Source organism: Haloarchaeobius baliensis (genome assembly GCF_052060055.1).
Lineage (GTDB): Archaea > Halobacteriota > Halobacteria > Halobacteriales > Natrialbaceae > Haloarchaeobius > Haloarchaeobius baliensis.
Map to the genome: position 1 here is coordinate 1,616,456 of NZ_JBPPFR010000001.1, position 14,211 is coordinate 1,630,666.

Below are 14,211 nucleotides of genomic sequence, written 5' to 3' on the forward strand. Positions count from 1 at the left end.
TATTTGGAGGAAGAGCCGCGGACGCGACATGATTCTTGCGCTTGTCGGTAGCTAACTCGTGTCGCGACACCGGATACCAGACGACAGACGGCCGTTCGGGGAAAAGAGGCCGACCGCCCCGGTGGTATCAGGCGCTGGCGGCGGGCGCGAGCTGGCTCTCGACGGCGGTCGGGCCGTCGAGGGGGAGCCGCATCTCGAGCTCGACGCCCGAGTTGTCGACGATCGCGAAACCGAGCTTCCGGTAGACGGCGATGGCCGTCCGGTTGTCGCTGTCGACGTTCAGTCGAAGCGCCCGGTGGCCGGCCGCTGCGGCGTAGGCGATGGCCTGTCTCGTGAGCTCGGTGCCGAGCCCGCGGCCGTGGTACTCGGGGTCGACGTAGACGAGGAACTCCGGTTCGTCACCGTCGTCTGGTGCGAAGCCGGTGTGACCGACGACGCGGTCGCCGTCCCACGCGAGCAGGTTCGTGCCGCGCTCGTGGAGGGTGGTCAGCCAGCCACGGATCTGGGTCTCGGTGGTCGGCGGGATCCCCATCGACCGATGTTCCCTGGGGTAGTCACGGTACATCTCCACGAGGCCTTCCGTCGGCTCCTCGCCGGCTGGGAGCGGCTGGATCAGGAACGCGGTCCCGTGCTTCCCGACGAACCGCGGACAGCGCGGCGGGCAGAACGGCGTCCCCTCACAGCCGTCGACGTTCCAGCCCCCGCAAGCGTTCGTGGCCATCCTGGTATCACTCGTCGTACCTACGCGCCGGAGCGACGAGGGCACTAGCCCGCACATACACGGGGTTTAAATACAGGGTGGCCCCTCACCGCTCTGTTCAAGCGCCCGAGAGAACGGCAGCGGACTCTCAGACCGACGACAGTCCGGTGTCCTCCTCGACGTCGTCGAGGAGCTTTCCGATGGTGTACTCCTCGGAGCCGGTCGGCGAGAGCACCATCCCCTCGAGCTCTGCGTCGAGGTCCGCGACGTCGGCCTGCTCGGTCTCCGCCTTGAGTTCGGCGAACGTCGCCATCGCGTCGGTCGGCTCCTCGGTCTCGTCGGTTGCGGGGGCAGTGCCCGAACGGCCCTCCCCGCTGTCGCCGTCCGAGCGACCCCCGCGCACCGCGACCTGGACGGGGTCGTCCGGGGACTCGTCGTTCGCCACGTCGTCCAGGGCCGTCTCGGACGCGTCGTCGTCCCCGGTACCGAACTCGAAGTCCCCGTTCGATTCGAAGCCCTCCGCACACTCGAACGACGACTCGGCACCGAAGGCGTCGTCGGCAGCTTCCGCTGCTGCCGCGTCGAACCCGAACGCGTCGGCCGTGTCCCCGGTGTTGGTCCCCTCGACTGCGGGGCTCGGCTCGTCGCGAGGGCGGGGCGACGGCCGGTCGGACGGGGCATCTGCGGAGTCGCCGGCCTCGTCGGGCGTGGGTGACGCCGAGTCGAACACCGAGGCGGCGAACTCGTCGGGATTCGGGTCCACCGACGGCGGCACGGAACTGTGCGTCCGAGCGGCGACCGCACCCGTCAGTTCGGTCACGACCAGGCCGGAGACGCGGTGGTCGTCGCCGAGCGCGGTGACGATGCGTTCGGCCTGCCAGTTCGTCCCGATGGCGACGTCGAGAACGCGCCACGCACCGCCGTCGCGGTCGTCCGCGTCGGCGTACAGGACCGAGAGCGCGTTCGTCAGGTCCTCGAGCACGGAGACGTCGCGCACACCCCGGTCCGCGGACTCGACCGACAGCCGCAGGTGGTAGTAGCGGTCGTGGTCCTCGCCCGAGCCGCCGCCGGCGATGGCGTCGGCGGCATCGTCGACCACCGCCCGCGGCGGCGCGTCCAGGCCGTCGCCGGGGTTCGGGAGCTCGGCGAGCGTCGGAACCCCCACGTCGCCCGAGTGGAGCGCCTCGTCGGGGACGTGCTCGGCGACCGCCGTCGTCTCTGCGGCGTTTCCAGCCCCGGTGAGCAGTGTCTCGTCGAGCACGTGCGGTTCGGTGGCGGTCGCCACTGCGCGGACGGATTCGACCGTCGGTGGCGTCAACAGCGACAGCGCGGTGTCGGGTGCATCCAGCCAGACCGCCAGCACGACACGGCGCGACTCGCCCGGTTCGAGCTCCCCCCGCCAGACGAGCTCGCCGCCGTCGTAGCACGTCCAGCCGTCGCCGCCGTACTCCGGATGGTAGCCGATCCGGTCCGCACCGACCGTTGCCGGGAGCTGTTCGACGAGTCGTACCTCCGTCCGTTGTTCGCGCTCCGACCGGAGCTCGTAGGAGACGGCCGGTAGCGGTAGCGACTCCACGTCGAGCCGTTTCGCGACGACGATGCCCCCCCGGGCGACCGTCATCCCGTGTCGACGGGTGTCCCCATTCGTGTGTTCCATTGATATCCCCCTTCGCTGTTCGACCATGTTTCAACTCGGCAATAGTTATAGTTTCCCTACAATTCCGGGCGGGCGAACTGTTGCTTTTACCGGAATAAACCGGGAACGATTCACGGGGCGTTTGGGGCCTCCGCCTTCACCCACCTTTATTGCTCGCAGTCCGTACGGTACGGCAGCATGACACACGAGGAACCGGAGGCGGTTCGATGAGCACCGAACAGTTCGCGGTCGACGGCGACGTGGCCATCGTCACCGGCTCGTCGAGCGGCATCGGTCGGTCCATCGCCGAACGCTTCGCCGACGACGGCGTCGACGTCGTCGTCTGCTCGCGCGAGCTCGACAACGTCGAACCCGTCGTCGAGGGTATCGAGGAGAGCGACCGACCCGGCAGCGCGCTCGCCGTCGAGTGCGACGTCACCGACCGCGACGCCGTCGACGCGCTCGTCGAGGCGACCGTCGAGGAGTTCGGCGGCATCGACGTGCTCGTCAACAACGCCGGCGCGTCGTTCATGGCGAACTTCGACGACATCAGCGAGAACGGCTGGAAGACCATCGTCGACATCAACCTCACCGGCACCTACCACTGCACGTACGCCGCCGCCGAGCACCTCAAGGAGAGCGGCGGCAGCGTCATCAACCTCTCCAGCGTCGCCGGCCAGCAGGGCGCACCCTGGATGAGCCACTACGCCGCCGCGAAGGCGGCCGTCGAGAACCTCACGAAGACGCTCGCGTTCGAGTGGGCCGATGACGACGTGCGCGTCAACTGCATCGCGCCCGGCTTCGTCGCCACCCCCGGCGTCGCCAGCCAGATGGGCGTCACCGCCGACGAGATCGACCGCGACGAGGTCAAGCGGCGCATCGGCCTGAGCGAGGAGATCGCCGACATCGCGCAGTTCCTCGCCTCGCAGGCGTCCTCGTACGTGGTGGGCCAGACCATCACGGCCGGCGGCGTGCCGAACATCATGGAGAACCCCGACGTCTGAACCGACGACGGGCAGACCGTCGGCAGCGAGTCTGCGCCCGGAACCACAGCGCGTGCGTTCATCTCGGTTCCACGTTCCTTGCACGAAAATGGGGAGTAATCAAGGCCCTCCGGCCCAAAGGCCTGCAGTATCGTGACAGACTATCACGTCCATCTGCCGGTCGCTGCACAGGACTCGGTGCAGGACTTCGTCGACATGGCGGTCCGCGCCGAAGAGCTGGGATACGACTTCGTCTGGCTGCCGGAGACCTGGGGGCGAGACGCGGTCACCGTGATGACGAGCATCGCACACGCCACCGAGGAGATCGGCATCGGCTCCTCCATCATGAACGTCTACTCGCGGTCGCCCGCGCTGCTGGCTCAGACCGCCGCGACGCTCCAGGAGGTCTCCGACGGCCGGTTCCGCCTCGGCATCGGCCCGTCCGGCCCCGCCGTCATCGAGGGCTGGCACGGCGTCGACTTCGGCAACCCGCTCCGACGCACCCGCGAGTACGTCGACATCGTGAAGATGGTGCTCGAGGGGAAGGAGCTGGACTACGAGGGCGAGTACTTCAATCTCTCCGGATTCCGGCTGCGCTGTGACGCCCCGGAGCCGCGCCCGAAGGTCGACGCCGCCGGGATGGGCCCGAAGGCGGTCGAGCTCGCCGGCCGGTTCGCCGACGGCTGGCACGCCATCCTGTTCACGCCGGAGGCGATGCGGAACCGCCTCGAGGACTTCGACCGCGGCACCGAGATGGGCGACCGCGACCGCAGCGAGCAGGACGTGACGCTCTCGCTGACCTGCTGTGCGCTCGAGGACGGCGAGCACGCCCGCCACCTGACAAAGCAGCACTCGGCGTTCTACGTCGGCGCGATGGGCACCTACTACCGCGACTCGCTCGCCCGCCAGGGCTACGAGGACGAGGCCCACCAGATCGCCGCGAACTGGATGAACGGCGACCGGGAGGCCGCCCTCGAGATATTCACCGACGAGATGCTCGATGCGTTCACGGCCGCCGGCACACCGGAGCGCGCCCGCGAGGAGCTCGCGAAGTTCGCGGCCATCGACGGCGTCGACAACGTCAGCGTCGGCTTCCCGCGGGCCGCCTCCCGCGAGGAGATCCACGAGACGCTCGACGCGCTCGCGCCCGACCAGCACTGAGTCGCTCGGCCACAACCTTGACGCGCTTCTACGGGGACGTTTGGTCTGGTAGCCGACCAGATGGTCGACGTTCCCGTCCTCAGCGTGGTGCTCGCCGTCGCCGCAGCCGCGACCGCGTTCCTCGCGGTGGCCGGATACCGGCGACGACATCGACCTGGCGCGCGTTCGTTCGTGTTGCTGGCCGGCGTGACCGCCGGCTACGCCGGTCTGTACGCCGTCAGCCTCCCCGTGCCGGCCGGCCCCGCCAGGACGGTACTCGGGGCCGCCCAGTGGTTCATGCTCGCGCCCATCCCGGTCGTCTGGCTGTTCTTCGCGCTGGAGTACACGGGACGGGTGGAGTTCATCACGCCACGCATCACGGTGGCGCTCAGCGTCGTCCCCGCGCTGGCGGTCGCCGGCGCCGTCGGGAACGCGATGTCGCTGGTGGGACTCGTCGCGTCGTCCCCCGTCGGGCAGCTGTTCTATCCGACGACCAGTACGACGACGTGGCTGGGCCACACGTTCGTCTCCCACACGACGGGACCGCTGTACACGCTCTACATCACCGCCGCCTACGTCTACATCGTCACCGGCATCGTCGTCCTCCTCGAGTTCGTCGTCCGGTACGACCGTCTCTACACGAACCAGGCGACGAGTCTCGTCGCGGGGGCGCTCTGCCCGCTGGTCGCGAACGCGGTCAGCGTCTCCGGCGGATCACCCGTCGCCGGGCTCGACCTCCTCCCGTTCGGTCTCCCGGTGACGGCCGCACTCTTCGCGAACGCCCTGTTCCGCTACGAGCTGCTCGAGTTCGTGCCCGCCACGCGACGGCGAGGCGCCTCCGCCCTCGTCTCCGACATGCGCGACCCCGTCGTGGTCGTCGACGACGGTGGACGCGTCGTCGACCTGAACGACGCGGCGTGCGAGCAGTTCGACCGCGAACGGGGGCGGGCTCTCGAGGAATCACTGTCCGCGCTGGTCGGGGTCTCAATCGACGGCGACGAGTCCGTCATCGAGGTCGAGACCAGCGGCACGATCTTCGAGGTGACCGTCTCGCCCGTCCACGACCGGTACGGCGGCATCATCGGCCGGACGCTCGTGTTCAGGGACGTCACCGAACACCGGGCCGCCCAGCAGCGCCTCGAGGTGCTGAACCGGGTCCTCCGGCACAACCTGCGGACGGAGGTCAACGTCATCTCCGGGTACGCGACGATGGTCGAGACGGAGCTCCCCGACGACAGCGCCGGGATGGCCGCGGAGATCTCGACAGCCGCCGACACGCTGGACGAACTCGGACGGAAGGCGCGCGAGGTCGAGCGCATCATGTCCCGTGACGATGGGTCCGGCCGTCACCGGCTCGAATCGCTGCTCGTGGACGCGGCCGACCGCGTCGAGGACCGCCACGAGGAGACGACGGTGGTCGTCGAGACGCCCGCCCGGGCCGTCCACCTTGAGCTCGACGCGGTCGTCTTCACGGCGGTGGCTGCGGACCTGGTCGACGCGCTCGGGCACCACGACGATGGCGACACCGTCACGCTGACCGCGACGGTGACAGGCACGACGCTGACCCTCGTGGCGAGCGGGGAGGGTGACGGCATCCCGGCGGCCGAGTACGAGGTCGTCCGCAGCGGGGAGGAGACCGCACTCAAGCACGCGAGCGGGCTCTCGCTCTGGCTCGTGGCCTGGGGTGCCCGGTCACTCGACGGCGACGTGACGTTCGACGACGGCGGCGACGCGGTCCTCGAACTCGACGACTGCGTCGCCACGGTGGGGTCGCCGGATTGCCTGCGCGACGAGCCGGGGACGGACGACCGTTCGGAGAGCGTGGTCAGTGCAGATGGCGGAGAAACAGATGCCGGTGAGACAGACGGGTAGTCCGACGAGCAGGTGAGGCGACGGTCACACCGCGGCCGACGTCGACCGGGGGCTACGGTGCCGACTCGCCGTCGGCGGCCTCCCCTGCACTGCTCGCGTCGCCGGAGCCCTCCGCGGGTGACTCCGACATCGTGCCTCCGAGCGCCGACCGTGCGACTGCGCGGCCACACTCCGCGGTCCGTGCGACCGAATCGAGTGCTCGGAGCAGCCGGGCGTCGACGTCCGAGGCGGTGTCGAAAAGCACCGTCTCGACCGTCTCCAGCTCCCCCGCGAGCGACTCGTAGCGTGCGAGCAGGGCGGTGACCTCCTGGGCGGTCGCTCCCTCAAGCACCAGCTCCGTCGCGTCCTCGACGAGGGCCCGGGCCTCTGTCGCGACCGCGTCGAAGGAGTCCGCGAATCCGTCCGGAAGCGGCCGGTCGGCGGACTCGGCGACCCGGGCGACGGTGACGCTGTCGTCGGCGAGCCGTTCGTACCCCCGGGCGACCCGGTAGTGGGTGAACAGCGCGGGGCGGCTCACTCCGAGTGCGTCGGTCTCCTCGAAGTCGCTGAGCGAACGGTTGAAGTGACGGACGACCATGCCGGCGAGCCGATGGACCTCGGCGGCGCGTTCCCGGACGTCGGTATGGCCGGCGTCGTCCCCCCCGACCAGGGCATCGACGGCCGACCGATGCATCGATAGCGCGATGAACTGCAGCTGGAGCACGGACTGCTGGACCGAGACGTCGCCCGCGTCGAGCAGGCTCCGGACGGTGACCGCGCCCTCGTCGGCCGTGACCACCTGCAGTCCGACGGTGTCGCGGGCCACGCTCGTGATGCGTCGGCGCTGGGCGTCGTCGAATCCGTCGGACGCTGCCAGCGTTATCTCGTCGAACCCGGCGGCGTACAGTCCCCGCAGGACCTGCTCTATCGTCTCCGGCGGCTCCGTCCCGAGCTCGACCGTGCGCTCGGAGAGCCCTTCGCCGTCGGTCTTCGAGCTCCGGACGACCAGCGAGCCGTCGCCGTGGGTGTAGAGGTGGACGTACGCGCCGGCCTCGATGTGGTGTTCGTGCGCCCAGTCCTTCGGCACCGAGACCGTGTAGGTCGACCCGCCGACCTTCTGAACCTTTCTCCGTTCCATCGTCAGTAGATGAGCGTCCGGTCGTTGTCGACCATGTACGCCGTCCGTGCCGCGATGTTCACCGCGTGGTCGCCGATGCGTTCGAGGTCACGAACCGTGAGCAGCAGTCGCGACACGTCGTCGAGGACGCGCTCGACCGACCACGCGTCGGTCACGTGCTCGCGCTCGATGAGTGCCCGGACGAGCTGTTCGCTCGCCCGCAGGCCGTTGGCGTCGACCTCGTCGTCGCGGTCGGCGAGGGCGTAGCAGGCGTCGACGTCCGCCTCGTCGTACGCTCGAACTCCCGCCTCGACCATGTCGAGGACGTCCTCGCCGATGGCGACCACGTCGATCTCGGGGACGCTGCTCCGCTGCTCGGTCAGCGCGTACGTCCCGAGGTTCGACGCGAGGTCGCCGACCCGCTCGAGGTCGGTGATGATCTTGAAGGAGGCGGCGACGACCCGGAGGTCGGAGGCGACGGGCTGTTGAAGCGCGAACAGGTCGAGGCAGTCGCTCTCGAGGTCGACGTACTCCTGATTGACCGCCTCGTCACCGTCGACGACGCGTCTGGCTGCATCCTCGTCGCCGGCCAGTGCCTCGATGCCGAGCGAGAGACGATCCGTGACCAGACCGCCCATCGCCACAACGTCTCGCTGGAGGGTACTCAGCTCGCCACGGTAGCCTTCTCGCGCCACACGGGATCACCCGAACTTGCCGGTGATGTAGTCGTCGACGCGCTGGCTCTCGGGGTCCTCGAAGATCTTCTCGGTCGCGTCGTACTCGACCAGCTCGCCGCCGGTGAGGAAGACCGCCGTCTGGTCCGAGATGCGCGCCGCCTGCTGCATGTTGTGGGTGACGACGACGACCGTGTAGTCCTCGGCCAGCTGCTCGATGAGGTCCTCGATCTTCGCGGTCGCGATGGGGTCGAGCGCGCTCGCCGGCTCGTCCATCAGGATGACGTCCGGGTCGACCGCGAGACAGCGTGCGATGCAGAGCCGCTGTTGCTGGCCGCCGGAGAGCCCGAGCGCGTTGTCGTCGAGCCGCTCGTTCACCTCGTCCCAGAGCGCGGCCTGCTTCAGACAGCGCTCGACGAGGTCCAGCTCGCTCTCGGTGTCGTCCCGACCGAGGAGCTTCGCGAGCAGCCCGGTGTCGAGGTCGCCGTGCTTGCGCGGGCCGTAGGAGATGTTGTCCCTGATGGACTTCGGGAACGGGTTCGGGGCCTGGAACACCATCCCGATGCGCTTGCGCAGCTCCACGAGGTTCGTCCGGCCGCCGTAGATGTTCTCGCCGTCGAACTCGACGGAGCCCTCGACGCGGGCGCTGCTGATCCGGTCGTTCATCCGGTTCAGACAGCGGAGGAACGTGGACTTCCCGCAGCCCGAGGGGCCGATGAGCGCCGTGACGCTCTCCTCGGGGATGTCCATCGAGACGCTCTGGATGGCCTGCTCCTCGCCGTAGTAGACGTCGAGGTCCTCGACCGAGAGCTTCGCCTCGCCCTCGAACTGGTAGTCGCTCCAGGTGTCGAGGACCTCCTCCTCGGTCTCGCCGGATGTGGTCAGCTGGCTGTCCCCCTGGTCGGTGTCGATGGTGCGGTTACTACTCATGGTGAAGCTTCCTCCGGAAGTAGAGTCGGCTGACGACCCCGATGGCGTAGAGCCCGAGGACGACGAGCAGGAGGACGAGCGCGGTCCCCCAGCCGAACTCCTGGTTGCTGTAGATCTCCGGCCGCGGGAACACGCCCGCGGTGATGGTGGAGTACAGCTGGTACGGCAGCGCGCTCGCCGGTTCGAGCAGCGCCTCGTTGGTGATGAACGGCGGCTGCGTGCTGAACTCGAACCGGCCGACGACGTTCGGACTGTTGCTCGGGTACGGCGCGCCACCGAAGACGAGCAGCAGCGGCGCGGTCTCCCCGGCGATACGGCCGACGCCGAGGATGACACCCGTGATGGTGCCGGGCATCGCCGCCGGGATGACGACGCTGCGGATGGTCTGCCACTTCGAGACGCCGAGTGCGGCACTGGCGTCTCGATACTCGTCCGGGACCGACTTGATGGACTCCCGGCTGGTGATGAGCACCAGCGGGAGCAGCATGAACCCGAGGACGAGCTGGCCGACGAAGATGGAGTTCCCGCCGCTGATCCGGGGAACCAGGAACGCCAGGCCGAACAGGCCGAACACGATGCTCGGCGTGCTCCAGAGGCCGTTGGTCGCCACCTCGACGACCTGCGTGAACCGGCCCTGTTCGGCGTACTCGGTGAGGAACACCGCCGCGCCGACGCCGAGCGGCACCGCGAAGAGCACCGCGCCGAACACCAGCCAGAGCGTGCCGACGACCGCGGGCATCACGCCCGGCGTCTCGACGAACAGGCTGCCGGTGACGTTCGTGACGAACGGAACCTCGACGAACGGGAAGCTGAGGCCGGTGAACGGGATGTTCAGGTGACCGCCCGTGAGGCTCGCCCCGGTCAGGAACGTGTCGAGGCCGTTCTTCACGATGAACCAGATGAGCAGCCCCAGCACGGACAGCATGCTGAAGACGATGGTTGCGATGATGTAGAACGCGCCCGCCTCGCGACCCTGCGCGCCGAATCCCTCCTTGGCCTTCCCGGCGCTCCACGCGCCGAACAGTGTCACACCCGAGACCAGCAACGGGATGAGTTCGCTGCCGGGGAAGATGGCCCCGGTCCACTCCGCCTCGTACACCCAGGTCGCGTCGAGCACACCGGCGACGATGAGGCCGCCGAGGACGGCCAGCAGCACCGCAGAGGGCACCGTCGAGCCGATGTCCTCGCGGGGGAGCGTCGCCATCAGGAGCCCGACCGTGCCGAGCACGAGCGCGATGGGGCCCCAGGAGACGACGCTGTTGCCGACGTACTGGAACGAGATGGCGACGCCGATGGCCGCCCAGAGCGTCCCGAAGGCGATACCGACCGGCAGTCCCGCCGTCGGTGACGGCGTCGTGTCGATGTAGCCGACGCGCGAGAGGACGCCGATGCCCGTGACGCCGGCCGCCATGAGCAGCAGGGCGACCCCGAACCAGGTCAGCACCGTCGTCCCCAGCACCGTCCGCGACTCGTCGATCCACTGGAACGTCGTCGCCCACGTGGTGAGGAACGTCAGGAAGGCGAGGGCGAGCACCGGCAGCGCGACCTGTCGGCCGAGCGCCGAGTGCCCGGCGCGCAGCTCGGACTCCGTCGCGTTGCTCATCTACTGCTCACCCCCGAGCTTCTTCTCCATCCGCCACTCGACCCACTGGGAGGTGACGCTGAGCACCATCACCATGAAGAAGAGGACGACGCCACCCGCGAACAGCGCGCTGAGGTGGATGCCGCTCGCGTTGCCGCCCTCGAAGGCGATGACCGTCGTCAGCGTCTCGCCGTAGTTCGAGAACACGTCGAACGCCGGCGACGGGAAGCCCTTCGTGTGCGAGAGCATGACCGTCGCGGCCATCGTCTCGCCCATCGCCCGCCCGACGCCGAGCAGGACGCCTGCCGAGACGCCCGACAGGGCCGCCGGCATGGTGACGCTCTTGGTCGTCTGCCACTCCGTCGAGCCCATGGCGAGCGAACCGCTCTTCATGGACTCGGGGACGGTCGAGATGGCGTCCTCGGCGACGGTGACGACCGTCGGGAGCGCCATCAGCCCGATCATGATGCCCGCGGCAAAGTAGCTCCCGATGGTCGGGGTGCGGAACTCGGCGTAGAAGTACTGGTTCAGGATGGTCAGCCCGATGAAGCCGTACGTGATCGAGGGGATGCCGGCCATCAGCTCGATACCGGGCTTGACGACCTCGCGGACCGTCGGGGGAGCCATCTCGCTGATGAAGATGGCACCCGCGATGCCGAGCGGTGCCGCGATGGCCGTCGCGACGAGCGTCGTCAGTGCCGTCCCCATCATCATCGGCGTCAGCGAGTAGACCCCGCCCTCCGAAGGTGTCCAGAGCGGTTTCTCGATGCGCGTGAACACGCCGAGACCCATGTGCTCGACGATGTCGATGGACTCCCACAGCAGGAAGCCGATGATGAGCGAGAGTATCGACACCGTCGCGATGGTGGTGAGGAACGTCAGCCCCTTCGCGACCTCGGCCTGCTGGCGCTCCCAGCCGACCGCGATGACCGCGACGAACGCGAGCAGGGGGATGACGGTCCACCGTGACCCCTGGAAGAACAGCAGGAAGGTCAGCAACGTCGTGAACCCCGCGGCCGCGTGGAACAGCAACGCCTCGTCCTCTGTTCGAGCGCGGTACGCCCGTGCCCGCCGGGGAACGTCCCGAACGAACTCGCCCGCGCGATTCTGTATCTGTTGTAGCATTCGTACTGAAATATCGAAGTTGGTGGATTCCCGTCGTCGGGAACCGGGTCGTCAGTAGTTCGAGGCCGCGACCTTCTCGCGCTGGTTCTCCAGGCGGTCCGACGGGAGCTTGAAGTAGTTGTTCCCGGCGACGAAGATCTCCTGCCCGAAGTCGCTGAGACAGAAGTTGATGAAGGCCGCCTCCTTGCGGGAGGTGTCCTCGTAGGTGTACGCGTGCAGGTCACGCGAGAGCGGGTAGTCCGCCGCACCGAGGTTCTCCCCGTAGCGGTAGACCGTCCCGTCGATCTCCAGCGCGATGGCCGGCGTGTCCTCCGTCACGAAGGCGAGCGCGATGTAGGAGATCGCGTTGTCGGCCTGCGCGATGGCCTGCTGGAGCTGCTGGTTCTGGCCGAAGCGCTGGTCCGGCTCGATGGGTGCCTCGGGGTCGCCGAAGACGTTCTGACGGAACGCGGTGTCCGTCCCGGAGCCGACCGCGCGACCGAGCGCGAGGATGTCGCGGTCCGGACCGCCGAGCTCGCTCCAGTTCGTGATGTCCTGCGTGTAGATGGCGCGGAGCTCGTCGATGGTGATCTGTTCGACGCCGGCGTCCTTGATCTCCTGGCTGACGACGATGGGCTGGCCGTCGACGCCGACGACGTGGTCGACGAAGCCGTCGAGGCCCTCGGCGTCCTCGCCGAGCTCGGACTCCGCGGACGAGCTCGCGTCACCGATGTCGACGCGGCCCTCCATGACGCCCTCGATGCCGGTGCCGGAGTGGCTGAGCGCGATGCTCACGCGGAACGGCGGACTGGAGCGCTCGCCGGTCGCCTCGTAGCCGTACTCGCTGGCGAAGAAGTCGGCGAGCCGCATGTCGGTGCCGTACTCGTCGGCCCACTCGGTCGGCCAGTAGTCGCCGTCGCCGGCCTCCGGGTTGGAGTTCCAGTAGCTCGCCGCGGTGTTCGTGATGGGGAACACCGTCGAGGAGCCGTCGCCGGTCAGGACCGTCGTGTCGAGTCCCGACTCGTTGTCCCCGCCCTCGTTCTGCGTATCCTGGTCGCTGTTCTCGGTCTCCGGAGCTTCGGTCTGGTCGCTGTCATCTCCGTCTCCCCCATCGCTGGACTGGGAACAGCCAGCCAGCATGGTCAGTCCCGCGGCCCCTGTGGAGACGAGGAACTTACGACGTGATGCCACCTCTGCCAGACGCGTCGAGCCTTGCGTCATCAACTGGATGAAACCCAGTGGTATGTAAAGCGGTTTATAATAGCGGTACCGACGGAACGGTTCCACTCCGAACCGCTACACCGACCGCTGTATCGGTACGTAGGGTACGTCGTCGGTACGTGGTCTATTGCGGAGTATATAGAGATATGGAACCTCGTCCAGGTGCGGCGGACTGCACTCCTCCGAGAACTATCAGACGACGAATGGGACGAGCAGTGCCGTCAGGAGGAGGTTGGCGAACGCGCCGACGAGCAGCAGCTTCCAGCCCACCTGGACCAGCTGGTCGATGCGGATGCGCGGGACGGCCGAGCGTGCCCACTGCGTGAACAGGAACACGCCCCAGATCTTCGCGAGGAACCAGACCGGCCCCGGCAGGACCGGTCCCGCGGGGCCGCCGAGGAACAGCACAGCGACGATGGCACCGCCGAGGAAGATGTGCAGGAACTCACCCATGTACAGCAGGACGAAGTAGACAGAGCCGTACTCGGTCTGGTAGCCGGCGACGATCTCGGTCGGGGCCTCCGGCGTGTCGAACGGGTTCCGACCGACCTCGGCGAGGTTCGCGACGAGGAACAGCACGAACGCGAACGGGTTCACGAACGCGTTCCACGCCGGAATCGTCGCGCCGGCGACGGACACCAGCGGCTCCTGCTGGGCCGCGACCAGCTCGCCGACCTGGAGCGTGCCGGTCAGCAGCACGACCGATGCCGCGGTGAGGACGAGCGGTATCTCGTAGGCGATGTTCTGGGCGATGGCGCGCAGTCCGCCGAGCAGCGAGAACTTGTTGCCGGAGGCGTAGCCGGCCATCGTCAGCCCGAGCGTCGCGAGCGACGCGGCCGCGAAGACGAACACCACGCCGGTCTCCGGGTCGGCGACCATGATGGAGACGCCGGCGACGGTGCCCATCGGGATGACGGCGAAGCCGAGCAGCGCGGAGAACGTCACCAGCAACGGGCCGAGGTCGAACGCAGGTCGGTCGGCGTTGACCGGGACGATGAGCTCCTTCGACAGCAGTCGCACGATGTCGGCGGGGATGATGAGCAGCCCGAACGGCCCGTGGCGGTTGATGGCGATGCGGTCGGTGAACGCCGCCGTGACCTTCCGTTTGGCCCAGATGACGATGGCGGCCTGGGTGAGCATGACCGTGCAGACGAACGCCGAGGCGAGGATGCCGGCCACGAACGCACCGGCCGGTCCCGGTGACTGGCCGAACAGCACCTCGGCGACGAACTCCGGGAGGAGGACTGTGTCGTCACTCATGGGTGGATGTACT

Annotated in this window: 12 protein-coding genes; 3 read left to right on the forward strand and 9 right to left on the reverse strand. The window is 68.3% G+C overall.

What is annotated here, in order from left to right; translation table 11 throughout:
- Positions 1–127 precede the first annotated feature (127 nt).
- Together ACSG06_RS08175 and ACSG06_RS08180 are read right to left on the reverse strand one after the other, a co-directional pair.
- Positions 128–721: a GNAT family N-acetyltransferase gene (locus ACSG06_RS08175; protein WP_440989771.1), complete on the reverse strand. Its 594-nt coding sequence runs from the start codon at positions 719–721 to the stop codon at positions 128–130.
- Between the two features lie 127 nt (positions 722–848).
- On the reverse strand, positions 849–2,357 hold the full coding sequence (locus ACSG06_RS08180; protein ID WP_440989772.1) for a hypothetical protein: 1,509 nt from the start codon (positions 2,355–2,357) through the stop codon (positions 849–851).
- A 206-nt stretch (positions 2,358–2,563) separates the two neighbouring features.
- Here ACSG06_RS08180 and ACSG06_RS08185 point away from each other — a divergent pair, with 206 nt between their 5' ends.
- From ACSG06_RS08185 to ACSG06_RS08195, 3 genes are all read left to right on the forward strand, one after another.
- On the forward strand, positions 2,564–3,340 hold the full coding sequence (locus tag ACSG06_RS08185; RefSeq protein ID WP_440989773.1) for an SDR family NAD(P)-dependent oxidoreductase: 777 nt from the start codon (positions 2,564–2,566) through the stop codon (positions 3,338–3,340).
- Between the two features lie 132 nt (positions 3,341–3,472).
- The gene (locus tag ACSG06_RS08190) at positions 3,473–4,480 is read left to right on the forward strand and encodes a TIGR04024 family LLM class F420-dependent oxidoreductase (protein WP_440989774.1); all 1,008 of its coding nucleotides are present in this window, start codon (positions 3,473–3,475) and stop codon (positions 4,478–4,480) included.
- Between the two features lie 60 nt (positions 4,481–4,540).
- A complete protein-coding gene (locus ACSG06_RS08195) occupies positions 4,541–6,331 on the forward strand; it encodes a histidine kinase N-terminal 7TM domain-containing protein (protein ID WP_440989775.1) in 1,791 nt (596 codons plus the stop codon).
- 52 nt (positions 6,332–6,383) lie between these two features.
- Here ACSG06_RS08195 and ACSG06_RS08200 read toward each other — a convergent pair whose 3' ends face one another.
- The 7 genes from ACSG06_RS08200 to ACSG06_RS08230 form a co-directional block, all read right to left on the reverse strand.
- On the reverse strand, positions 6,384–7,448 hold the full coding sequence (locus ACSG06_RS08200) for an AbrB/MazE/SpoVT family DNA-binding domain-containing protein (RefSeq protein WP_440989776.1): 1,065 nt from the start codon (positions 7,446–7,448) through the stop codon (positions 6,384–6,386).
- A gap of 2 nt (positions 7,449–7,450) precedes the next feature.
- Positions 7,451–8,122, reverse strand: a complete 672-nt coding sequence (phoU, locus tag ACSG06_RS08205) for a phosphate signaling complex protein PhoU (RefSeq protein WP_440989777.1) — start codon at positions 8,120–8,122, stop codon at positions 7,451–7,453.
- A gap of 6 nt (positions 8,123–8,128) precedes the next feature.
- Complete coding sequence (gene pstB, locus ACSG06_RS08210) at positions 8,129–9,031, reverse strand: phosphate ABC transporter ATP-binding protein PstB (RefSeq protein WP_440989778.1); 903 nt, start codon at positions 9,029–9,031, stop codon at positions 8,129–8,131.
- Positions 9,024–10,634, reverse strand: a complete 1,611-nt coding sequence (gene pstA, locus ACSG06_RS08215; RefSeq protein WP_440989779.1) for a phosphate ABC transporter permease PstA — start codon at positions 10,632–10,634, stop codon at positions 9,024–9,026. Before pstA ends, pstB begins: the two co-directional genes overlap by 8 nt.
- Positions 10,635–11,738 (reverse strand): phosphate ABC transporter permease subunit PstC, encoded by a 1,104-nt coding sequence (gene pstC / locus ACSG06_RS08220; RefSeq protein WP_440989780.1) that lies wholly within the window; start codon positions 11,736–11,738, stop codon positions 10,635–10,637. It lies immediately after the preceding gene.
- A 51-nt stretch (positions 11,739–11,789) separates the two neighbouring features.
- Positions 11,790–12,938 carry a PstS family phosphate ABC transporter substrate-binding protein gene (locus tag ACSG06_RS08225; protein WP_440989781.1) on the reverse strand — a complete coding sequence of 383 codons (1,149 nt, stop codon included), beginning with the start codon at positions 12,936–12,938 and terminating at the stop codon, positions 11,790–11,792.
- A 192-nt stretch (positions 12,939–13,130) separates the two neighbouring features.
- The gene (locus tag ACSG06_RS08230) at positions 13,131–14,198 is read right to left on the reverse strand and encodes a complex I subunit 1/NuoH family protein (RefSeq protein ID WP_440989782.1); all 1,068 of its coding nucleotides are present in this window, start codon (positions 14,196–14,198) and stop codon (positions 13,131–13,133) included.
- Positions 14,199–14,211: the final 13 nt, after the last annotated feature.

Coding starts and splice junctions, on each gene's coding strand:
- ACSG06_RS08175 (WP_440989771.1), bottom strand. CDS start 721: ATGGCCACGAACGCTTGCGGGGGCTGGAACGTCGACGGCTGTGAGGGG.
- pstC (WP_440989780.1), bottom strand. CDS start 11,738: ATGCTACAACAGATACAGAATCGCGCGGGCGAGTTCGTTCGGGACGTT.
- ACSG06_RS08185 (WP_440989773.1), top strand. CDS start 2,564: ATGAGCACCGAACAGTTCGCGGTCGACGGCGACGTGGCCATCGTCACC.
- ACSG06_RS08195 (WP_440989775.1), top strand. CDS start 4,541: ATGGTCGACGTTCCCGTCCTCAGCGTGGTGCTCGCCGTCGCCGCAGCC.
- ACSG06_RS08180 (WP_440989772.1), bottom strand. CDS start 2,357: ATGGAACACACGAATGGGGACACCCGTCGACACGGGATGACGGTCGCC.
- ACSG06_RS08225 (WP_440989781.1), bottom strand. CDS start 12,938: ATGACGCAAGGCTCGACGCGTCTGGCAGAGGTGGCATCACGTCGTAAG.
- pstA (WP_440989779.1), bottom strand. CDS start 10,634: ATGAGCAACGCGACGGAGTCCGAGCTGCGCGCCGGGCACTCGGCGCTC.
- ACSG06_RS08200 (WP_440989776.1), bottom strand. CDS start 7,448: ATGGAACGGAGAAAGGTTCAGAAGGTCGGCGGGTCGACCTACACGGTC.
- pstB (WP_440989778.1), bottom strand. CDS start 9,031: ATGAGTAGTAACCGCACCATCGACACCGACCAGGGGGACAGCCAGCTG.
- ACSG06_RS08230 (WP_440989782.1), bottom strand. CDS start 14,198: ATGAGTGACGACACAGTCCTCCTCCCGGAGTTCGTCGCCGAGGTGCTG.